Raw genomic sequence first — 20,355 nt, forward strand, 5'->3', positions numbered from 1 at the left:
CCGGGCGACGCTCTCTCAGTTGTGGCGGGTTGTTTCCGGACGCTCTCTCGGTTGTGGCGGGTTGTTTCCGGACGCTCTCTCGGTTGTGGCGGGTTGTTTCCGGACGCTCTCTCGGTTGTGGCGGGTTGTTTCCGGACGCTCTCTCAGTTGTGGCGGGGTTCGACCGGGGTGCCCGGGCGGGCGGCCGCCGGATGTGCGGGGGAGGGTTCGGTAGAAGGGGTGCCGGATGTGAGAGAGGGTCCGGTAAAAGGGGGTGCCGGATGTGAGAGAGGGTGTGTCGGGAGGGGTGCCGGATGTGAGAGAGGGTCCGGCAAAAGGGGGTGCAGGATGTGAGAGAGGGTGTGTCGGGAGGGGGTGGGCCGGGTCTGGGTGTGGGTGTGGGGGTTTTGGTGGTTAACGTGGGAGAGCCCCAACCAGTTGCCTGGTTGGGGCTCTCGACCTGAATGATGTTCCGGCGGTGACCTACTCTCCCACACCCTCCCGGGTGCAGTACCATCGGCGCTGTGGGTCTTAGCTTCCGGGTTCGGAATGGGACCGGGCGTTTCCCCCACGCTATGACCGCCGTAACCCTTCTACCCGGACCCCCGGCATGCGCTGAGGGTTGGGAAATCAGTGGTTACAACATGCTCCTGCCGTGTTAGGGCAGGTGTGGTGTTGTTATTTTGTTGTGGTTTTGTTCCTGCAACGCAACGGGTTTGTTGGTTGGGAACCACATAGTGGACGCAAGCAGTCTTGTTTTCTTTTACCCCTTTCATGGTGTGAACGTCTTTTGAATCCGTTCACGAAAGGGGTGTGTGGTGTAAGTTATCGGCCTATTAGTACCGGTCAGCTTCACGAGTCGTTAGTCCTCGCTTCCACATCCGGCCTATCAACCCAGTGGTCTGGCTGGGGGCCTCTCACACACAAGGTGTATGGAAATCTCATCTCGAAGCGAGCTTCCCGCTTAGATGCTTTCAGCGGTTATCCCATCCGAACGTAGCTAATCAGCGGTGCACTTGGCAGTACAACTGACACACCAGAGGTTCGTCCGTCCCGGTCCTCTCGTACTAAGGACAGCCCTTCTCAAATTTCCTGCGCGCGCAGCGGATAGGGACCGAACTGTCTCACGACGTTCTAAACCCAGCTCGCGTACCGCTTTAATGGGCGAACAGCCCAACCCTTGGGACCTACTCCAGCCCCAGGATGCGACGAGCCGACATCGAGGTGCCAAACCATGCCGTCGATATGGACTCTTGGGCAAGATCAGCCTGTTATCCCCGAGGTACCTTTTATCCGTTGAGCGACGGCCATTCCACAATGTACCGCCGGATCACTAGTCCCGACTTTCGTCCCTGCTCGAGATGTCTCTCTCACAGTCAAGCTCCCTTGTGCACTTACACTCGACACCTGATTGCCAACCAGGCTGAGGGAACCTTTGGGCGCCTCCGTTACTTTTTAGGAGGCAACCGCCCCAGTTAAACTACCCATCAGGCACTGTCCCTGACCCGGATTACGGGCCGAAGTTAGATGTCCAAAGTGACCAGAGTGGTATTTCAACGATGACTCCACCCGAACTGGCGTCCGGGCTTCAACGTCTCCCACCTATCCTACACAAGCCACTCCGAACACCAATACCAAACTATAGTAAAGGTCTCGGGGTCTTTCCGTCCTGCTGCGCGTAACGAGCATCTTTACTCGTACTGCAATTTCGCCGAGTTTATGGTTGAGACAGCGGGGAAGTCGTTACTCCATTCGTGCAGGTCGGAACTTACCCGACAAGGAATTTCGCTACCTTAGGATGGTTATAGTTACCACCGCCGTTTACTGGGGCTTAAATTCTCAGCTTCGCCTTGCGGCTAACCGGTCCTCTTAACCTTCCAGCACCGGGCAGGAGTCAGTCCGTATACATCGTCTTGCGACTTCGCACGGACCTGTGTTTTTAGTAAACAGTCGCTTCCCCCTGGTCTCTGCGGCCCCGATCCCCTCCGGACAGCGTGTGTCCATCAAGGTTGGGGCCCCCCTTCTCCCGAAGTTACGGGGGCATTTTGCCGAGTTCCTTAACCATAATTCTCTCGATCGCCTTAGTATTCTCTACCTGATCACCTGTGTCGGTTTGGGGTACGGGCGGCTAAAACCTCGCGTCGATGCTTTTCTAGGCAGCATAGGATCACCGAATCCCCCCCTAAAGGGGTCCCGTCAGGTCTCAGGCATCATGAACGGCGGATTTGCCTACCGTTCGCCCTACATCCTTGGACCGGGACAACCATCGCCCGGCTCGGCTACCTTCCTGCGTCACACCTGTTAATACGCTTACCTCCCAGGATCAGGTCCCGCGCTCCACCAAAACCCTCACACCACAAGGGTGATCGGGCAGGTCTCGGGCGGTTAGTATCCCCTGTTCAGCATGGGCGGTTTTTCGCCGGTACGGGAATATCAACCCGTTGTCCATCGACTACGCCTGTCGGCCTCGCCTTAGGTCCCGACTTACCCAGGGCAGATTAGCTTGACCCTGGAACCCTTGATCATTCGGCGGACGGGTTTCTCACCCGTCTTTCGCTACTCATGCCTGCATTCTCACTCGTGTAGGCTCCACCGCTGGTTTACACCGCGACTTCACTGCCCACACGACGCTCCCCTACCCATCCACACTCCTGAACCAACCCCACAAAGGAGGCGGCTTGGATAAAATGTGAATGCCACAACTTCGGCGGTGTACTTGAGCCCCGCTACATTGTCGGCGCGGAATCACTTGACCAGTGAGCTATTACGCACTCTTTTAAGGATGGCTGCTTCTAAGCCAACCTCCTGGTTGTCTTCGCAACTCCACATCCTTTCCCACTTAGCACACGCTTAGGGGCCTTAGTTGGTGGTCTGGGCTGTTTCCCTCTCGACTATGAAGCTTATCCCCCACAGTCTCACTGCTGCGCTCTCACTTACCGGCATTCGGAGTTTGGCTGACGTCAGTAACCTTGTAGGGCCCATTAGCCATCCAGTAGCTCTACCTCCGGTAAGAAACACGCAACGCTGCACCTAAATGCATTTCGGGGAGAACCAGCTATCACGAAGTTTGATTGGCCTTTCACCCCTACCCACAGCTCATCCCCTCCATTTTCAACTGAAGTGGGTTCGGTCCTCCACGACGTCTTACCGTCGCTTCAACCTGGCCATGGGTAGATCACTTCGCTTCGGGTCTAGATCACGCCACTGCAACGCCCTATTCAGACTCGCTTTCGCTACGGCTGCCCCACACGGGTTAACCTCGCGACGTAACACTAACTCGCAGGCTCATTCTTCAAAAGGCACGCCGTCACCAGAATCAGACTGGCTCCGACGGATTGTAAGCACACGGTTTCAGGTACTGTTTCACTCCCCTCCCGGGGTACTTTTCACCTTTCCCTCACGGTACTGGTCCGCTATCGGTCATTAGGGAGTATTTAGGCTTATCAGGTGGTCCTGACAGATTCGCACGGGATTTCTCGGGCCCCGTGCTACTTGGGATACTTCCCAGGCGGTACACAACATTACGGTTACGGGGCTCACACCCTCTCTGGCCGGCCTTTCAAGACCGTTCACCTATGCCTGCACATCACACCTCGCTGTCCCGGCAGAGACAGCACGGAAAGTCCCGCAACCCCGACCATGCAACGCCCGCCGGCTATCACACATGGAACGGTTTAGCCTGATCCGCGTTCGCTCGCCACTACTAACGGAATCACTATTGTTTTCTCTTCCTGCGGGTACTGAGATGTTTCACTTCCCCGCGTTCCCTCCACGCACCCTATGTGTTCAGATGCGGGTCACCAGGCAACTCGCGTCCCTGGCGGGGTTTCCCCATTCGGACACCCTGGGATCACAGTCCGGTTATCGACTCCCCCAGGCTTATCGCAGATTCCTACGTCCTTCTTCGGCTCCTAATGCCAAGGCATCCACCGTGTGCTCTTAAAAACTTGACCACAAAAGATCAAAAACGCTAATTTTCGAGAGAACCACAGAAACCAATCCCCCACCCCGAAAGGCGAAGAACCAGATCCAGGTTCATATTCTTGGAAATTGCTTCTTATAAAAGATGCTCGCGTCCACTATGTAGTTCTCAAACAACAACCCCGTACCACACACCCCACACACGCACCCCCGCAAAGGGACAACAACCGTGTGATCGGTGCAGCCAGGAAACCAGAAACAAACAAAACCCGGGAAGAAACCCTCCCGGTCCTGTTGCCTCAGGACCCAACAGTGTGCCAAACACTAAACCGCCTGCGCCCCGCCCCCGCCGTTCCAGGACACTCAAGAGCATCCGTACTGGGCAAGGACAAAACCATGCGGCCGCTATTTGCTGATATTCCACCCGTGAGCACCCGCCGCAGAACTATCGTCTGCGCAACGGGCGTACTCCTGACAACACCACCACACCCGCATACACGGGGCAGGGTTGCTGTAGGTGCTCCTTAGAAAGGAGGTGATCCAGCCGCACCTTCCGGTACGGCTACCTTGTTACGACTTAGTCCCAATCGCCAGTCCCACCTTCGACAGCTCCCTCCCACAAGGGGTTAGGCCACCGGCTTCGGGTGTTACCAACTTTCGTGACTTGACGGGCGGTGTGTACAAGGCCCGGGAACGTATTCACCGCAGCGTTGCTGATCTGCGATTACTAGCGACTCCGACTTCATGGGGTCGAGTTGCAGACCCCAATCCGAACTGAGACCGGCTTTTTGGGATTAGCTCCACCTCACAGTATCGCAACCCTTTGTACCGGCCATTGTAGCATGCGTGAAGCCCAAGACATAAGGGGCATGATGATTTGACGTCGTCCCCACCTTCCTCCGAGTTGACCCCGGCAGTCTCCCATGAGTCCCCGCCATTACGCGCTGGCAACATGGAACGAGGGTTGCGCTCGTTGCGGGACTTAACCCAACATCTCACGACACGAGCTGACGACAACCATGCACCACCTGTGAACCGGCCCCAAAGGGGAAGGACTGTTTCCAGCCCGGTCCGGCCCATGTCAAGCCTTGGTAAGGTTCTTCGCGTTGCATCGAATTAATCCGCATGCTCCGCCGCTTGTGCGGGCCCCCGTCAATTCCTTTGAGTTTTAGCCTTGCGGCCGTACTCCCCAGGCGGGGCACTTAATGCGTTAGCTACGGCGCGGAAAACGTGGAATGTCCCCCACACCTAGTGCCCAACGTTTACGGCATGGACTACCAGGGTATCTAATCCTGTTCGCTCCCCATGCTTTCGCTCCTCAGCGTCAGTTAATGCCCAGAGACCTGCCTTCGCCATCGGTGTTCCTCCTGATATCTGCGCATTTCACCGCTACACCAGGAATTCCAGTCTCCCCTACATCACTCTAGTCTGCCCGTACCCACCGCAGATCCGGAGTTGAGCCCCGGACTTTCACGGCAGACGCGACAAACCGCCTACGAGCTCTTTACGCCCAATAATTCCGGATAACGCTTGCGCCCTACGTATTACCGCGGCTGCTGGCACGTAGTTAGCCGGCGCTTCTTCTGCAGGTACCGTCACTTTCGCTTCTTCCCTACTGAAAGAGGTTTACAACCCGAAGGCCGTCATCCCTCACGCGGCGTCGCTGCATCAGGCTTTCGCCCATTGTGCAATATTCCCCACTGCTGCCTCCCGTAGGAGTCTGGGCCGTGTCTCAGTCCCAGTGTGGCCGGTCACCCTCTCAGGCCGGCTACCCGTCGTCGCCTTGGTGAGCCATTACCTCACCAACAAGCTGATAGGCCGCGAGTCCATCCAAAACCACAAAAAGCTTTCCACCCCCCACCATGCGATGAGGAGTCATATCCGGTATTAGACCCAGTTTCCCAGGCTTATCCCAGAGTTAAGGGCAGGTTACTCACGTGTTACTCACCCGTTCGCCACTAATCCCCCCACAAGTGAGGTTCATCGTTCGACTTGCATGTGTTAAGCACGCCGCCAGCGTTCATCCTGAGCCAGGATCAAACTCTCCGTTGAAGTAAAACAAAAACAGACACAACCAGGAACCACGGGAAAACGCGGAACCAGACTGCACAAAATTTGAAACCAGCTGTAAAAACCAGACCACACCACGGGGTGGCGGATCCAGTCAATTCAACCAATCCATAAAATAAATTGGTATCAACAAACTTGGCACACTATTGAGTTCTCAAACAACAGACACACCCGGCACCACCACAACCACACGGTCAAGGATCGCTCCGGAGCAACTTCCCAAACTTACCCGATCCCGCCACACTATGCAAACCGGCGTTCCGCCAGCCACAAGCACCACAGGAAGGGTCCCCGCCCGGTTACCGCACGCCATAACAGCGCCGTTTTCCAGGCCATTCAGAAGGGGGTCGGTCGCAATCTTTCCGCATCAGCGGCGGCGACTCGAATTACTTTACACGCCCACCGCACCCCACACAAATCCACCCCCAAACACACAGACAAGACCGAAAATCCCCGGAATCCCGCGGACTACGAGGGCCCCAGCCGCCCGGAAGCCGGCATTCCGTCGTCGGACGTTTTTGTGGAGCCCGTCACACCAGGGGGTCGCGGCCGACCGGAACCTCCCGGCCCGGGCGCGCGACCCGCCGGCCCGCCCCGTTGCGGCTCCCGCATACCCTCGTTAGGGTGAATTGGTAAGCATGCTTAGCATGCGTCCGAGCCGACCACCCGGCAACGACTGACTGTCCGTGTTGAGAGCAACCCTTCCGGAGGAGCACCATGACCGACCAGTACACGTTCAAGAACCCCGTGACGGCCTACGAGCACATTGAGCCGCCCAAACAGCACCAGCCCGAGCCCGGCCTGGACGCGAAGCTGACACCGAAGGCGGACCTGGGCGAAGACACTTACCGCGGCACCGGACGGCTGGAGGGGCGCAAGGCGCTTGTCACCGGCGCGGATTCGGGGATCGGCGCCGCCACGGCGATCGCCTTTGCACGGGAGGGTGCCGACGTCGTGCTTTCCTACCTGCCCGAGGAAGAAGAAGACGCCGCGCGGATCGCGAACCTGATTGAGAAGGAAGGCCGCAAAGCGGTCAAGGCTCCCGGCGACCTGAAGGACGCGGCCGTGTGCCGCGAACTGGTGGACACCGCGGTGCGCGAACTCGGCGGCCTGGACATCCTGGTGAACAACGCCGGCAAGCAGGTGGCGCAGGAGGACATCGGGGAGATCAGCGATGAACAGTTCGACCACACGCTGAAGACCAACGTCTATGCGATGTTCTGGCTGACCAAGGCAGCAGTGCCGCACCTGCCCGCCGGATCCACCATCATCAACACCACGTCCATCCAGGCCTACAACCCGTCGCCCACGCTGGTGGATTACGCCACCACGAAGGCGAGCATCAACAACTTCACCAAGGGCCTGGCCCAGCAGCTCGCGCCGAAGGGGATCCGCGTCAATGCGGTGGCACCCGGTCCGATCTGGACCCCGCTCCAGGTCAGCAGCGGCCAGCCGAAGGAAGCCCTGCCCGAGTTCGGCAAGGACACTCCCCTGGGCCGCGCCGGGCAGCCTGCGGAACTCGCGCCGGCCTATGTGTTCCTGGCGGCGGCAGAGTCCAGCTACGTGGTGGGCGAAACGCTGAACGTCAACGGCGGCAGCCCCACGCCGTAGGCGGGCGAGACGCCTACGCGCCGTAACGGCGGTGGCCGCGGCCAATCACCGGCACGTGCCGGGACACGCCGCGGCCGCCGTCGCCGGCAAGCCCCTACAGCCCTAGCCGCCCACGTGGTGAATGGTGAAGGCGGAGAGGAATCCCACGGACGCGACGAGTCCGGTGAGGTTGTGGTGCTCTTCGAAGGCCTCCGGGATCATGGTGTCCGCCAGCATGGCCAGGATGCCGCCGGCAGCCACGGCGGTGATGAACGCTACGGCTTCGTCGGGCGCGTTCTCCAGCGCCGTGTAGCCAAGCAGGGAGGACAGCCCGCACAGGACCGCGATACCTCCCCAGACGCCGAAGACATACCCTGCGCTGCGCCCGGCTTTCTTCATGCCCGCCGTGCTGGAGAGCCCTTCGGGGACGTTGGAGATAAACACGGCGGCGAGCATCGCGGGACTGACGGCGCCGGCACTGATAAGTCCGAGGCCCAGGACCACCGATTCCGGAATGCCGTCCAGCAGGGCGCCGACGGCGATGGCCGTGCCGCTGCCCGGGCTGTCCTTCTCGGAGGGCTGCTGGCCCTTGGAACGCTTGCGGTGTTTGGCCCCGGAGCGTGCCAGCAGGGCGTTGGCGCTGACGTACACCACGGCACCGGCAAGGAATCCGGCCACCGTAGGCCACAGACCGCCGCCGTCCACCGCCTCGTCCACCAGCTCGAAGGCTAGCGCCGAGATGAGGACGCCTGCGCCAAAGGCCATGATGGAGGAGACCAGCTTCGCGGGGATGGTCCACTTCCACGACAGCCAGGAACCCAGCACCAGCGCGCCGCCTGCCAGGGTTCCCCAGAACATGGCCTGCGCCCACATCGGCATCCGTACCACCTTCCACGGCCGCGAAGCCTGGCTCAAAAACAGACAGTGCCGAGCGCTGAGCCGCCCGACACCTCCAGCATTCTTGCAGACTCCGGCGGCAATTAAGGCCAGCGGCGCTGTGCAAACGGAAAAATGACGCACGACGCCGGGTGGCCGGCTGGCGCTGCCGGCCGCGGTGCCGGTCCCGCGGCGCCAAACACCCCTTGAATGCTGCCCGGCCCGGCGTATGGTTTCTTGCATGGGACCGATTCTGGACACCCTCATCGTTGGCGCCGGGCAAGCGGGCCTGGCCACGAGCTACTGGCTGAGCAGGGCCGGCGTCGAACATCGGTTGCTGGAGCGGCGTTCCGCCTTGGGCGGTGCCTGGCAGGACCGCTGGGATGCGTTCTGCCTGAACACGCCGAACTTCTCGCTGGCATTGCCGGGCAGGCCCTATGACGGTCCCGAACCGGACGCCTTTATGCCCCGGGACGAGCTGATCGGGTACTTCCGGCAGTACGCGGCGAGCATCGGAGCGCCGGTCCGGACCGGCGCGGACGTCACGCGGGTCGCGCCGGCGGAGGGCGGCGGCTTCACCGTGGAAACCACTGAGGGCGTCCGGCGGGCACGCAACGTGGTGCTGGCCACCGGCGGCTACCAGAAACCGAAAATCCCCGCGTTGTCCGCGCGCTTCCCGGGCCACATCCTGCAGCTGCACACCGACAGCTACCGCAACCCGGAGCAGCTGCCGGACGGCGCCGTCCTGATCGTGGGAACCGGACAGTCGGGCGGGCAGATCGCCGAGGAACTGCTCGCCGTCGGTCGGGAAATCCACCTGGCGGTGTCCACCTGTCCGGAAGCGCCGCGCCGGTACCGCGGCCAGGACCTCCTGTTCTGGATGATGCACCTTGCCGAGCACGGGCCCGAGTACGGGCTGAACGGCCTCACCGTGGGGCAGTTGCCGTCCCCCGCGGCGCGCTTCATGTGCAACCCGCTGGTTTCCGGCGCCGACGGCGGCCACGACATCCACCTGCGGGACCTCGGCCGCAAAGGCGTCCGGCTGCACGGGCACCTGGAAGCAGCCGACGACGGCGAACTCACCTTCAGCGACGACCTTCCGGAGCGCCTGGGCGTTGTTGAGCGCACGTTCTACCAGCGCATGAGGCCGATGTTCGATGCCTACATAGCCGCTGCAGGGATGACGGCACCGGATGCGGACCCGCCACGCAAGGACGAGTGGCTGCCGTCCGAACCAGCGCGGCTGAACATCGACGCTGCGGACATCACGTCGGTCATCTGGGCCACCGGCTACCGGCTGGACTTCGGCATCCTGGACATCCCGGTGCTGGACGAGTGGAACTACCCGCGGCATCAGCGAGGGGTCACCGAGCACCCGGGCCTGTACGCCGTGGGGCTGCCGTGGCTGACCGGGCACGGTTCGTCGATCGTCGCGGGTGTGGGTCGCGACGCCAAATACATTGCAGAGCACATCGCGGCCCGCTGAAAGCCGACGCGGACGCGGGTTATCCGGAGCAGAGCCCGTCAAAGTCCACCGGTGCGGCCAGCCCGGCCGAGTTGAACCACTCCCTCAAAGTCAGTCCCCCATGCCGGGGTGGACGGGGACGAACTCGATCTTGTTTCCGGAGCTGGTCTTCTTCTTGGGCGAGCGGGAGTATCCCCTCGCGTCCAGGTGGTTCTGCGCGCGGTATTCGGCCAGGGCGGCGTCGTAGGCCTTGTTGAGCGTGCCGCCGGAGAGCTCCTCCGTGGTGCCGTCGGCAAAGGTGACGGCGATGCGGACTCTTTCCGGGAAGTGCCGGTTCATCCGAATGTAGCCGTCGGCATCCTGCTGGAGATTAATCAAAGTGTGGTCCGCTTCCGTGGGTGGTGTGACTTCCAGTGTCCCGCACTTTCGGGCACGGTGGGGCGGAGACGGGACCGCAAGGCCCGGCGGGGTCAGGCCGTCCCTTCCCGGGCCACGGTCAGTGGCGGGCGCTGCAGCCGGGTGAGGGCCGCCGCAGCCGCACTTTCCGGCTCTGCGGTGTAGGTGAGGATGCGGTGGCCGGATTCGTCCGGCATGGTCAGGACCTCGAAGCCAAGTTCCAGGGAGCCGAGCTGGGGGTGGCTCAGCTTTTTGTGCCCGGACATGCAGTTCTCGACGGGGTGCTCTGCCCACATGGCGGCAAACTCGGAGCTTTTGAGGGTCAGTTCCCCCACGAGCGCGGCGAGTTCGGCGTCATCGGCGAATCGTCCGGACAGCAGTCGCAGGGACGCGACGGCACGGCCGGCCTCGGAGCGCCAGTGCGGGTAAAGGGCGCGTGTGGCCTCATCAAGGAAGAGCATCCGGGTCATGTTCGGCCGCCCGGACGGCGTAGCCGGCGCGTCGAAGTCCAGATGGGAGGCGACCAGGCGGTGTCCTGCCCGGTTCCAGGCAAGGACTTCGGTGCGTCTCCCCAGTACCACTGCCGGAACCGCCCCCATCGAATCGACGAGGCGCTTTGTCCCGGGCCGCACATGATCCGGACGGTTCCGGGAAACCTTCCGGCGGCGTTTGATGCCGGAGAGGTCGGAGAGGTGTTTTCTTTCGACCTCTGTCAGTGCCAATGCGTGGGCGAGTGAGTTGATGACCGCGTCGGATGCGTTGACGTGCTGCCCTTGTTCCAGCCTGGCGTAGTAGGTCACGCTCATGCCGGCCAGCATGGCCACTTCCTCGCGCCGCAGCCCGGGAACCCGGCGGGTGCCGTAGTCCATCAGCCCGACGTCCGCGGGGCGCAGCGAGGCCCGTCGCTTGCGGAGGAAATCGCCCATGGCAACTGGTTGGTTCATATCTGTGAGTATTCACGAACATTCCCGAAGGTGGGTAGCACTGCCAGTGCTACCCACAACACGGCGTGGCTGATCCGGCCCGGCACCCGGAAGGTAGAGGGGAAAACAGCCCCAACCCTTCCGATCGGAGTTACCTGCCATGACAACACATGACACCACGCCACTGCCCCCGCTCACAGCGCCGCCGGCTCCCGTCCGGATGACAGGGCGGCAGCGGCTGATCATGGTCCTGCTGCTGACTGCCAGTTTCACCCTCGCAGTGGACTTCTCCATCCTGAACGTCGCGCTGCCCCGGATCGGGGCCGACGTCGGATTCTTCTTGGAGCATCTGCAGTGGATCGCCACGTCCTTTGCGCTGTGCGCTGCGGGGTTCACCTTGTTTTTCGGCCGGGTCGCCGACCTGTTCGGACGCAAGCGCCTCTTCATCGCCGGCATGGCGCTGCTCGGGATAGGCTCGCTCGCTGGCGGCCTCGCCACGGACCCGGGGTTGCTGCTCGCCGCCCGAGTCGCCCAGGGCCTCGCCACCGCTGCCGTTACCCCCGCCGCACTGTCGCTGCTCACCACGTCCTTCCCGGAGGGATCCTTGCGTGACAAAGCCTTGGGTTTGAACGGGTCGCTGATGGCCGCGGGGTTCACTGCCGGCGCGGTCCTCGGCGGGCTGCTGACCGATCTGCTCTCCTGGCGGTGGGCGTTCTTCATCAACATCCCCGTCGCTGTCTTCGTCCTCATCCTCGGCCCGAAACTCCTCACCGAGTCAGCCCTTGGAAACCGAACGAGGCTCGATGTTCCGGGTGCGGTTACCGTCACCTCTGCCCTGCTGCTGGTCGTCTACGGACTGACCTCTGCCGGCGAAGAGGGTTGGGCCAGCCCGCTAACCTGGGGACCGCTAACAGCCGGCGGGGTGCTGTTCATCGTATTTTTCGTCATCGAAATGAACACGGCCCATGCCCTCGTCCCGGTGACGATTCTGCGGCGGAACAACATCGCGTGGGGCAACATCGCCGGAATCCTGGCGTTCGCCACCGAAACCTCCCTGGTGTTCGTTCTAACGCTTTACCTGCAGCAGGTCCTCGGCTACACCCCGCTCGGTGCCGGACTGGCCTTCGCCGTCCTCGGTATCGGCACCGTGGTCGGCGGGATCATTGCACCGAAGCTCATTGGCCGGCTCGGTAACAAAAACACGATCATCGCCGGCCTCGCCGTCCAGGCAGCCGCCACCGGATGCCTGCTTTTCATCAACACCGGCCAGGGTTCGCTGATCCTCGTACTGGTGGCCACGTTCATCGGCGGCGTCGCGAACCTCGCCGCCATCGTCGGGTTCATGGTGGCCGCCACCACCGGACTGCCCGACGCCGAACAGGGCCTCGCCACCGGGCTCAGCACCATGAGCCAGCAAATCGGCATCACCATGGGAATCCCCGTTATGAGCACGATCATTGCCGCATCTCTCGTTCACCATGGCGACGGCGGCGCCCCGCACCAGATGCTGTACGCAGTTCTGCCGGCCATCGGGGTCAACGCCGGGCTCTGCCTCGCGACGGCTGTATTGGTCGGATTTTTCCTGCATAGGATGGTGCCATGCCCAGCCGCATAGCTTCAATCGCAATCGATGCCGTACGTCCGCGCGTAGTCGCCGATTTCTGGTGCAACATCCTCGGATGGCACGTGGTGGACGAGGACGAAGGTGTCATCAGCATCGGCCCGTCGGACGGCTCATGGCCCACCATCGACGTGGTGCCGGTGCCGGAGACCAAGTCAGTGAAGAACCGGCTGCATCTGGACCTTCGCGCCGACGGCATGTCAACGGCCGACGAGCTGGAAAGGCTCCTGGCCCTGGGAGCGCGACGCACGGACGTGGGCCAGGGGCCGGACGTAACGTGGGTGGTCCTCAGTGATCCCGAAGGCAACGAGTTCTGCCTGCTCTCCCGCACCGTGCAGGAAGCCCGCGCCGACGGTTGAGGCTTAAACAACCCAAGACCCGGTTGGGGGAACCGGGCCTTGGGCGTTGCGGGGAGCCGGGCTCAGCGGCCCCCGGTGACGGGCGTCAGTTCGACATTGAAGTGACGCCGCTGTAGTACCAGCCGGTGTACGGGGACCAGACGCCGTTGCTGCCTTCCTGGAAGCTGACCTTCTGGTACACCTCTTCGTTGCCGATCTCGCCGTCCACCAGGGTGCGGACGTTGTGGATGGTCACGGTTCCGCTGTACTGGTTCAGGTGTCGGCTGAACGTGGAGGTGCCCAGGTGGTCGTCGCCGTTGGGCCAGTCGTCTTCCTCCCAGCGCTCCTGGGTGATGTTGACGTAGCGGTCCGTGTTGCAGCGGACCTGGATCTGGTAGTCCACCAGCTTCACCCCGGAAGAATTGTGGCCGGCGAACACCGGACGCAGCGGGGTGACCGAGCAGGCGTAGTTGGTGCCGGCGGCCTGGGCCGGCGCGGCCAGCGCGAACGGTGCCGCCACCGCCCCGAGTCCGATGGCGGTCAGCAAGGCCACTTTGCGGCGGACGGTGTGGGACTTCGTGGTGGCTGGGGCGTTGGACATGGTGGTGCTCCTGAGGGGGGAAAGATGCGGTGTGGATGAAGCGTGCTGCCCGGCGATTCCGGGTCTTCGGATCCGCCGGGATTTCCCGCGCGTTCCGATGTATCCATGGTGGCTCCGGGCACCCCTCCGGCACTTCCGTGCTAGCACGGAATCTACTGACCGGTACGGAAACGCACCCTCGCCGGCCAGCTTGCGCGGGCATCTTTACATCCCGCCGGTCCGCGGCCAAAATAACTCACACCACAGCCTCCACTGGGCTCACAGCGCGCTGTCACTCAGAACCTGCCAACAGCAGAGGGGTGCCACCATGAATGACAAGACCGATGCAATCGCGGCTGACCGGGAGCTGAAACAGAAGCACCGTGCCATGTGGGCGCAGGGCGACTACCCGGCCCTCGCCAGCGAACTGATTTCGGACCTCGGAGCGATCCTCGTCGAAGCCTGCCACATCAAGCCCCACCAGCGCGTCCTGGACGTTGCCGCCGGCGCGGGCAACGCGGCCATTCCGGCCGCCATGATGGCAGCGGAGGTGATAGCGAGCGACCTCACCCCGGAAATGTTCGACGCCGGACGCCGGCAGGCTGCCGATCGCGGCGCCGAGCTCGAATGGAAGGAAGCGGACGCCGAGGCACTCCCGTTCGGCGACAATGAGTTCGATGTGGTGATGTCCTGCCTGGGCGTGATGTTCGCCCCGCACCACCAGGCGGCCGCAGACGAGCTGGTGAGGGTCTGCAAACCCGACGGCACCATCGGCCTGATGGGCTGGACGCCGGAAGGGTTCATCGGGAAGATGTTCGCAGCCATGAAGCCGTTCGCTCCCCCGCCTCCGCCCGGCGCACAGCCGCCGCCGCTCTGGGGCACCGAGGACCACGTCCGCGAGCTTTTTGGCGACAGGATCACGGATGTCCAGACGGCAAAGAAGACAGTGGCCATCACCAGCTTCCATCATCCGGAGGACTTCGTGCACTACTTCAAGTCCCACTACGGCCCCACCATTTCCGTATACAAGTTCCTGGGCGAGGATGAAAACAGGGCGAAGGACCTGGACAAGGCACTCACGGAGCTGGCCGGCACGTACCTCGAGTCGCAGGGAAATTCGACGGCGAAAATGGACTGGGAATACTTGCTGGTCACCGCCAAGAAGGCGCGCATCGCACCTGGTGGTTGAACGGTCCGGTGATTGAGCCTGTCGAAACCCCGCCTTCACACGTGCCATTTCTCCCAAGTTTGTTCTAACATAAGGACAAACTAGCCCCCAAGGCAACGCTGCCGGGGGATAAAGGAGATCCTGTGAAACTTGGACTCGTTGGATTCGGATTCGGCGGCCGGTTCTTCCACGCTCCGTTCATCACGGCCGCGGACGGGGTGGAACTGGCCGGCATTGTGACCCGCTCTCCCGGCCGCCGCGCGGAGGCCGCGGCTGAGTACCCGGAGGTGCCGCTCTACGATTCCCTGACTGAGCTGCTGGCCGCCGGCGTTGATGCGGTGGTGATCACTACGCCGCCGGAAACGCGCCGAGAGCTGGTGCTCGAGGCGGTTGCGGCCGGCGTCCATGTGGTGGCGGACAAGCCCTTCGCCCCGAACGCCGCGGTGGGCCGCGAACTGGTCAAGGCGGCCGCGGACGCCGGCGTGATCCTCAATGTGTTCCACAACCGCCGCTGGGACACGGACATCCGGACGCTCCGCTCGGTGCTGGACACCGGCGCCGTGGGGCAGGTGGCACGGTTCGAGTCCCGCTTCGACCTCGACCAGCCGGACACCCTCGAGGCCGGCCCGGCAGGCGGGCTGCTGCGCGACCTCGGCAGCCACCTGGTGGACCAGGCGCTGTGGCTTTTCGGCCCGGCCGCCACCGTCTTCGCCACGCTCGACTGGGTGGACCTGGACGCCGGCCGCACCGACTCGGGCTTCTTCGTGACCATCGTGCACCGGAGCGGCGTGACGTCCCACGTGTCGGCCACCAAGAGCAACCGGCTGGTCGCACGGGAGATACGACTGCTCGGCTCCGACGGCAGTTACGTCTCGCAGCAGAGCGACGTTCAGGCGGTTGCGACCATCGCGGGCCGGCGCCCGGCGGACGATCCTGCCGCGTGGGGCTATGAGGACGAGTCCCGCTGGGGAACGCTCACGACGGCGGCCGGCCAGTTCCGCGTACCGTCCGAGCAGGGCGCGTACCAGGCCTACTACGAGCAGTTCGCCCTGGCCGTTGCCGGCAAGGGACCCGATCCGGTCCCGGGCACCGAGGGCGTGCACACCCTCGAGGTCCTGGACGCCGCCCGGCTCAGCGACGCCGAGCGGCGCTCCGTGGACATCGAGGGCTGACCGCCGTCGTCGCACACTGCTACCGCACCGGCTGCAGGGCCTTGCTCCAGAGGACGGTGCCGTTGGCGTTGCGGAGGCTGACGGTGAAGACGTCGTCCTCGGTCAGGTCCACGTGGCCGAAGAACTGGTTTTCGCCGGTGCGCGGGGACTGATTGGCGTAGGCGCCGGTCTTGTAGAACACCCTCTCGGGACCGAAGGTGCCGTCCAGTTCGCCGGGGCCGAAACTGCCGGCGTTGATGGGGCCGGCCACGAATTCCCAGAAGGGGTCGAAGTCGGTGAAGCCGGCGCGCTCGGGCGAGTAGTGGTGGGCGGCGCAGTAGTGGACGTCGGCCGTGAGCCACACCACGTTTTTAACCCGGTTGCGCTTGAACGCGGACAGCACCCCGGCGATCTCGAGTTCCTTGCCCAAGGGGGCGCCGGCGTCGCGGTTGGCCAGGGATTCCTGGTTGACCGGGCCGTCAGGGACGATCAGGCCGAGCGGGAGGTCGGCGGAGATGACCTTCCAGGTGGCCTTGGACTTGCTGACTTCGCGGACGAGCCACTCGGCCTGTTCCTTGCCCAGGATGTGGGTGAGGTTCGTTTCCTTGCCGTCGGTGTTGGGGTCCTTGAAGGTGCGCATGTCCAGGCAGAAGACGTCCAACTGGGGTCCGCGGGAGATTTTGCGGTAGATGCGGGCGGGTTCGAAGCCGGTGCTGCCGTCGCCGATCCGCGTGTTGAGGCCGGAGACGGGCTGGTATTCCTGCCAGGCCTGGCGGCCGCGGGCGGCGAGCACGTCCACGCGGCGTTCGGTGTAGCGGGAGTCGGAGATGATCTCGCCGGGGTACCAGTTGTTGTGGGTTTCGTGGTCGTCCCACTGGGAGATCACCGGCACCTCGGCGTACATCGCGCGGACGTTCCGGTCCATGAGGTTGTAGCGGTGCCGGCCGCGGAACTCGTTGAGGGTCTCGGCCACTTTGGACACTTCTTCGGTGACGAGGTTGCGCCAGATCTGACCGTCCGGCTCGGTGACCTGGGCGGTGATGGGGCCGTCGGCGTAGATGGTGTCGCCGGAGTGGATGAAGAAGTCCGGCCTGGTGGCGTGCATGGCCGCATAGCCGCGCATGCCGCCGATCTCCTCGTTGATGCCCCAGCCCTGGCCTGCTGTGTCGCCGGTCCAGACGAAACTCTGTTTGCGGGCTGCGCGGCCGCTGCTGATGAGCCCGGTTCCGGGGGCGGTGCTGAAGGAGCCCTGCGCGGTTTCGCCGGCGTTGCCGTCGGCGTCCTCGAAGTGCAGGCTGAGCGCGAAGCGGGTGCCGGCGGGGAGGTGCTCGGCGTTGATCCGGGAGGTGAAGTCGGTGGCTTCGCTGGCGGCGCTCCCCCGCAGGACGCGCTGGAAAGCGCGGCCGCCGCGGAGCGGGGCACCGTCGTCGTCCACGGCGAGCAGGCCGGCCACCAGCCGGCCCGGGCCCGACGCGAGGGACCACAGCACGCCGGAATCGGCGGTGACATCGCCGGTGGCGATGCCGGACGGGAGGGTCAGGCGGTTGCGGACCAGCGCGACGCCTGCCGGGCTGGTTGCGTGCGCGGCTGAGGCTGCGGCGGGCACGACGGCGGCAGCACCGGCGGCGGCCAGCGCACCTTTGAGGACATTACGGCGGGTGAAAGCAGTCATGCTGCCCATCGTTGCCGCGGCGGGTGAACCGTTGGTGGCGGGGGTGTGAATGGCCCGTTGATCGAGCCTGTCGGGATGCCGCTGGTGCCATACTCAAAGCGTGACGACTTACTCGTTCCGCGGCGGGCTGTGGCACTATCCGGAGGAAGCCGGGTGGCATTTCATCACGCTGCCGCAGGACCTGGCGGACGAGATTAGCGACGAAGCCGCTCCCTTCCATAAGGGATTCGGTTCGGTGAAGGTCACGGCCTCGATCGCGGGAAACAGCTGGTCCACGTCGATCTTCCCGGACAGCAAGAGCGGCTCGTACCTGCTGCCGGTCAAGAAGGACATCCGGGCCGCAGCCGCCATCCACGACGGCGATGACGTTGACGTGGAACTCGTGCTGCAGCTCGAGGGCTAACGGGGGGAGGCCGGTAGCGATTGCCGGCCTCCCGCCGTCGTACTTTTCTCGCTGGTTGAGCCTGCCGAACCGGGCTAGAAGCCCATTGAAGCGTACGGCCCGCTGGGCAGGTTGCCTGCCGTCCACGGCGCGGTGGAGCGGATGTCAGGCGTGTGGCCGCGGCCGTCAGTCAGGAGAGCGCGGACGGTGACGCTGAGAACCCAGAGTCCAAGGAGCAGGATGCCGAGATATTCCATGATGTGCACCTCTTGTGAGTGTGTGCGGATTGGGTGATTTCAGTGTGTGCGGCCTGCGTGTGAGCAAACGTGTGAGCCCAGCAGACGCCGGCCGGCCCTCGGCGTACCATGAGCCGTATGGCCGAGAATTGGATTCGGCTCCTCGGTCCGCCAGCGATCGAGTCCCCCGGTACCACTCCCCTGCAGCCCAGGGGCCGCAAGGCCTGGGCGGTGCTGGCCTACCTCGCGCTGCAGGCGGACGGCACCGGCCGGTCCCGGACGGCGTCGCTGCTGTTTCCGGATGCCGCGGACCCGCTCGGTGCCCTGCGCTGGAACCTGTCCGAGCTGCGGCGGACGCTTGACGGCGTCACGGTGGCCGGCGATCCGCTGCGGCTGACCCTGCAGCCGCCGTGGCGCTGCGATGCGCTGGAAGTGGTGGACTCGGCCGCCCGCCCTGGCGTTGATCCGCGACGCTTCGGCGGCGAGCTGCTGGAGGGCCTGTCCTTCGCAGACTCGCCAGTCTTTGATTCGTGGCTCGCGGACCAGCGCTACCGGCTCGACAACTGCGCCCAGTCCCTGCTGTACGAGGCCGCGCTGGCCGCTTTGGCTTCCGGCGCTCCCGCCGAGGCGGCGGAGCTGGCGACGCTGGCGTTGCACCGCGATCCGTTCCATGCGGACTGCAACGTCGTCCTGGTCAAGGCGCTTGTGGCTCTCGGCGAGCACCGCCGGGCCCGTGAGCATGTCACCAAGTGCGGGAACCTCTACCGCGAGGAGCTTGGCCTCCCGCTGCCTGCGGAGATCCGCCGGGCCCTGTCCAACGCTGCACCGGAGGCAGACCCGGGGATGCCGGCCACCGTGGCGACAGTGCGGTCCTATCTCGACGCCGGCGGAGCGTCACTCTCGGCGGGGGCCGTGGACCGGGGGCTGGATCAGCTGCGGCTCGCGGTGGTCCTGGCCCAGCGCAACGGCGACGGCCATTTGATCGCCGAGTCCCTCGTGACGCTGTCCGGCGCGCTGATCCACCAGGCCGGCGGCCGCGGGGCGGAAGTGGCGGACTTCCTGCACCAGGCGCTGCAGGCGGAAGGGCCCGACGGCGCCTCCCGGACTGCCGCTGCCGCGTACCGCGAACTGGGGTACCTGTCCGTCCAGCGCGGTGTGCCGGACCGCGCGGCCGGGTGGCTGGACCGGGCGATGCGGGCCGCCGAGGGATTCCCGGACGAGCAGGCCAGGATCCTGGCGATCCAGGGGATGCTTGCCTCGGACACAGCACGGTATGACGATGCGGTGGCCTCGCTGACCGAGTCCGGAAGGCTGGCCAAGGCTATCGGGAACCGCAGGCAGCAGGCGTTCAGCGAGGCGTTGCTTGGGCGGGTTTACCTGCTTCGCGGGGAACTGGAGCAGGCAGCTGCCTGCCTGGACCGGGCGCTGGCGTGGATAGCGGAGGAACACTGGACGGCGTTCGAGCCCTTTGTTGACGGAGTCCGGGGCGAGACCTACCTTGCCGCCGGGCAACTGGAGGAAGCCGCGGCCCTGATTGACCGGTCCTGGGTGATGGCGGAGCTGGCAGGAGACCATTGCTACATGGCATTGGCGGCGGGCGCCGAGGCGCGGCTGTTCCTCGCCCACGGCGATCTCGCGGCGGCCGAACACTGGATTGGCCGCGGGCTCGAGCCCAAGCCGTGGTACCTCTGGTACTCGGCCCGGCTGCTGGACACGGCGGCGGAGGTTGCCCTAGCCAGCCGGTCTCGGCGTGCCTCGGAGTTCGTGGAGCGGCTGGCCGAGCTGGCCGGCCGGAGCGGAATGCGGGAGTTCACGGTGCGCGCGCAGTCACATAGGGCGGTGCTCGGTGACGAAGCGGCGGCGCAGGCTGTGCCGTGGCTGGCGAAGGAGATTGGGAATCCTGCGCTGGATGCGTTCCTGGCGCAGCGGCACGGCGTCCGGTGATGGAGCTTGTCGAGATCGAAGCACACCCGGGTTAAACAAAAAA

Annotated in this window: 14 protein-coding genes and 3 rRNA genes; 8 read left to right on the forward strand and 9 right to left on the reverse strand. The window is 64.0% G+C overall.

Features of this window, described 5'->3' with window-relative positions; translation table 11 throughout:
- Positions 1 to 449 precede the first annotated feature (449 nt).
- The 3 genes from rrf to JOE31_RS17490 all read right to left on the reverse strand — a co-directional run bounded on the left by rrf (position 450) and on the right by JOE31_RS17490 (position 5,952).
- A 5S ribosomal RNA gene (gene rrf, locus JOE31_RS17480) occupies positions 450 to 566 on the reverse strand.
- A 228-nt stretch (positions 567 to 794) separates the two neighbouring features.
- Positions 795 to 3,932 (reverse strand): 23S ribosomal RNA (locus JOE31_RS17485).
- A 496-nt stretch (positions 3,933 to 4,428) separates the two neighbouring features.
- Positions 4,429 to 5,952 (reverse strand): 16S ribosomal RNA (locus JOE31_RS17490).
- Together the 16S, 23S and 5S rRNA genes form the textbook arrangement of a ribosomal RNA operon.
- Positions 5,953 to 6,687: 735 nt before the next feature.
- Between JOE31_RS17490 and JOE31_RS17495 the strand changes: the two genes are divergently transcribed.
- A complete protein-coding gene (locus tag JOE31_RS17495; RefSeq protein ID WP_209746759.1) occupies positions 6,688 to 7,581 on the forward strand; it encodes an SDR family oxidoreductase in 894 nt (297 codons plus the stop codon).
- 102 nt (positions 7,582 to 7,683) lie between these two features.
- On the opposite strand, the gene JOE31_RS17500 is transcribed toward JOE31_RS17495, so the two are convergent.
- Entirely contained in the window at positions 7,684 to 8,439 is a 756-nt protein-coding gene (locus JOE31_RS17500; RefSeq protein WP_209746761.1) for a ZIP family metal transporter, read from the reverse strand.
- Between the two features lie 238 nt (positions 8,440 to 8,677).
- Between JOE31_RS17500 and JOE31_RS17505 the strand changes: the two genes are divergently transcribed.
- Positions 8,678 to 9,922 (forward strand): NAD(P)/FAD-dependent oxidoreductase, encoded by a 1,245-nt coding sequence (locus JOE31_RS17505; protein ID WP_209746763.1) that lies wholly within the window; start codon positions 8,678 to 8,680, stop codon positions 9,920 to 9,922.
- Between the two features lie 90 nt (positions 9,923 to 10,012).
- Here the strand turns inward: JOE31_RS17505 and JOE31_RS17510 are convergent, their stop codons facing one another.
- Together JOE31_RS17510 and JOE31_RS17515 are read right to left on the reverse strand one after the other, a co-directional pair.
- On the reverse strand, positions 10,013 to 10,279 hold the full coding sequence (locus JOE31_RS17510; RefSeq protein ID WP_209746765.1) for a hypothetical protein: 267 nt from the start codon (positions 10,277 to 10,279) through the stop codon (positions 10,013 to 10,015).
- 92 nt (positions 10,280 to 10,371) lie between these two features.
- A complete protein-coding gene (locus tag JOE31_RS17515) occupies positions 10,372 to 11,241 on the reverse strand; it encodes a helix-turn-helix transcriptional regulator (RefSeq protein ID WP_209746767.1) in 870 nt (289 codons plus the stop codon).
- A gap of 139 nt (positions 11,242 to 11,380) precedes the next feature.
- Here JOE31_RS17515 and JOE31_RS17520 point away from each other — a divergent pair, with 139 nt between their 5' ends.
- The gene (locus JOE31_RS17520) at positions 11,381 to 12,835 is read left to right on the forward strand and encodes an MFS transporter (RefSeq protein WP_245199240.1); all 1,455 of its coding nucleotides are present in this window, start codon (positions 11,381 to 11,383) and stop codon (positions 12,833 to 12,835) included.
- Positions 12,820 to 13,200 carry a VOC family protein gene (locus JOE31_RS17525; protein ID WP_209746768.1) on the forward strand — a complete coding sequence of 127 codons (381 nt, stop codon included), beginning with the start codon at positions 12,820 to 12,822 and terminating at the stop codon, positions 13,198 to 13,200. Before JOE31_RS17520 ends, JOE31_RS17525 begins: the two co-directional genes overlap by 16 nt.
- 85 nt (positions 13,201 to 13,285) lie before the next feature.
- Here the strand turns inward: JOE31_RS17525 and JOE31_RS17530 are convergent, their stop codons facing one another.
- A complete protein-coding gene (locus JOE31_RS17530) occupies positions 13,286 to 13,780 on the reverse strand; it encodes a hypothetical protein (RefSeq protein ID WP_209746770.1) in 495 nt (164 codons plus the stop codon).
- A gap of 307 nt (positions 13,781 to 14,087) precedes the next feature.
- Between JOE31_RS17530 and JOE31_RS17535 the strand changes: the two genes are divergently transcribed.
- Together JOE31_RS17535 and JOE31_RS17540 are read left to right on the forward strand one after the other, a co-directional pair.
- The gene (locus JOE31_RS17535; protein ID WP_209746771.1) at positions 14,088 to 14,948 is read left to right on the forward strand and encodes a class I SAM-dependent methyltransferase; all 861 of its coding nucleotides are present in this window, start codon (positions 14,088 to 14,090) and stop codon (positions 14,946 to 14,948) included.
- A gap of 122 nt (positions 14,949 to 15,070) precedes the next feature.
- The gene (locus tag JOE31_RS17540) at positions 15,071 to 16,099 is read left to right on the forward strand and encodes a Gfo/Idh/MocA family oxidoreductase (protein WP_209746773.1); all 1,029 of its coding nucleotides are present in this window, start codon (positions 15,071 to 15,073) and stop codon (positions 16,097 to 16,099) included.
- A gap of 19 nt (positions 16,100 to 16,118) precedes the next feature.
- Here the strand turns inward: JOE31_RS17540 and JOE31_RS17545 are convergent, their stop codons facing one another.
- Positions 16,119 to 17,759: an alkaline phosphatase gene (locus JOE31_RS17545; protein WP_209746775.1), complete on the reverse strand. Its 1,641-nt coding sequence runs from the start codon at positions 17,757 to 17,759 to the stop codon at positions 16,119 to 16,121.
- A gap of 91 nt (positions 17,760 to 17,850) precedes the next feature.
- On the opposite strand from JOE31_RS17545, the gene JOE31_RS17550 reads away from it, so the two are divergent.
- Complete coding sequence (locus JOE31_RS17550; protein WP_209746777.1) at positions 17,851 to 18,153, forward strand: DUF1905 domain-containing protein; 303 nt, start codon at positions 17,851 to 17,853, stop codon at positions 18,151 to 18,153.
- 74 nt (positions 18,154 to 18,227) lie between these two features.
- Here the strand turns inward: JOE31_RS17550 and JOE31_RS17555 are convergent, their stop codons facing one another.
- Positions 18,228 to 18,389, reverse strand: a complete 162-nt coding sequence (locus tag JOE31_RS17555) for a hypothetical protein (RefSeq protein ID WP_209746779.1) — start codon at positions 18,387 to 18,389, stop codon at positions 18,228 to 18,230.
- Between the two features lie 117 nt (positions 18,390 to 18,506).
- On the opposite strand from JOE31_RS17555, the gene JOE31_RS17560 reads away from it, so the two are divergent.
- Positions 18,507 to 20,312: an SARP family transcriptional regulator gene (locus tag JOE31_RS17560; protein WP_245199241.1), complete on the forward strand. Its 1,806-nt coding sequence runs from the start codon at positions 18,507 to 18,509 to the stop codon at positions 20,310 to 20,312.
- Positions 20,313 to 20,355 lie beyond the last annotated feature (43 nt).

This window comes from Arthrobacter sp. PvP023 (assembly GCF_017832975.1).
GTDB lineage: Bacteria > Actinomycetota > Actinomycetes > Actinomycetales > Micrococcaceae > Arthrobacter.

Bases quoted from the DNA above. Each gene is read 5' to 3' on its own strand.
- JOE31_RS17495 (WP_209746759.1), top strand. From the start codon at position 6,688: ATGACCGACCAGTACACGTTCAAGAACCCCGTGACGGCCTACGAGCAC.
- JOE31_RS17500 (WP_209746761.1), bottom strand. From the start codon at position 8,439: ATGCCGATGTGGGCGCAGGCCATGTTCTGGGGAACCCTGGCAGGCGGC.
- JOE31_RS17505 (WP_209746763.1), top strand. From the start codon at position 8,678: ATGGGACCGATTCTGGACACCCTCATCGTTGGCGCCGGGCAAGCGGGC.
- JOE31_RS17515 (WP_209746767.1), bottom strand. From the start codon at position 11,241: ATGAACCAACCAGTTGCCATGGGCGATTTCCTCCGCAAGCGACGGGCC.
- JOE31_RS17520 (WP_245199240.1), top strand. From the start codon at position 11,381: ATGACAACACATGACACCACGCCACTGCCCCCGCTCACAGCGCCGCCG.
- JOE31_RS17525 (WP_209746768.1), top strand. From the start codon at position 12,820: ATGCCCAGCCGCATAGCTTCAATCGCAATCGATGCCGTACGTCCGCGC.
- JOE31_RS17530 (WP_209746770.1), bottom strand. From the start codon at position 13,780: ATGTCCAACGCCCCAGCCACCACGAAGTCCCACACCGTCCGCCGCAAA.
- JOE31_RS17535 (WP_209746771.1), top strand. From the start codon at position 14,088: ATGAATGACAAGACCGATGCAATCGCGGCTGACCGGGAGCTGAAACAG.
- JOE31_RS17545 (WP_209746775.1), bottom strand. From the start codon at position 17,759: ATGGGCAGCATGACTGCTTTCACCCGCCGTAATGTCCTCAAAGGTGCG.
- JOE31_RS17555 (WP_209746779.1), bottom strand. From the start codon at position 18,389: ATGGAATATCTCGGCATCCTGCTCCTTGGACTCTGGGTTCTCAGCGTC.
- JOE31_RS17560 (WP_245199241.1), top strand. From the start codon at position 18,507: ATGGCCGAGAATTGGATTCGGCTCCTCGGTCCGCCAGCGATCGAGTCC.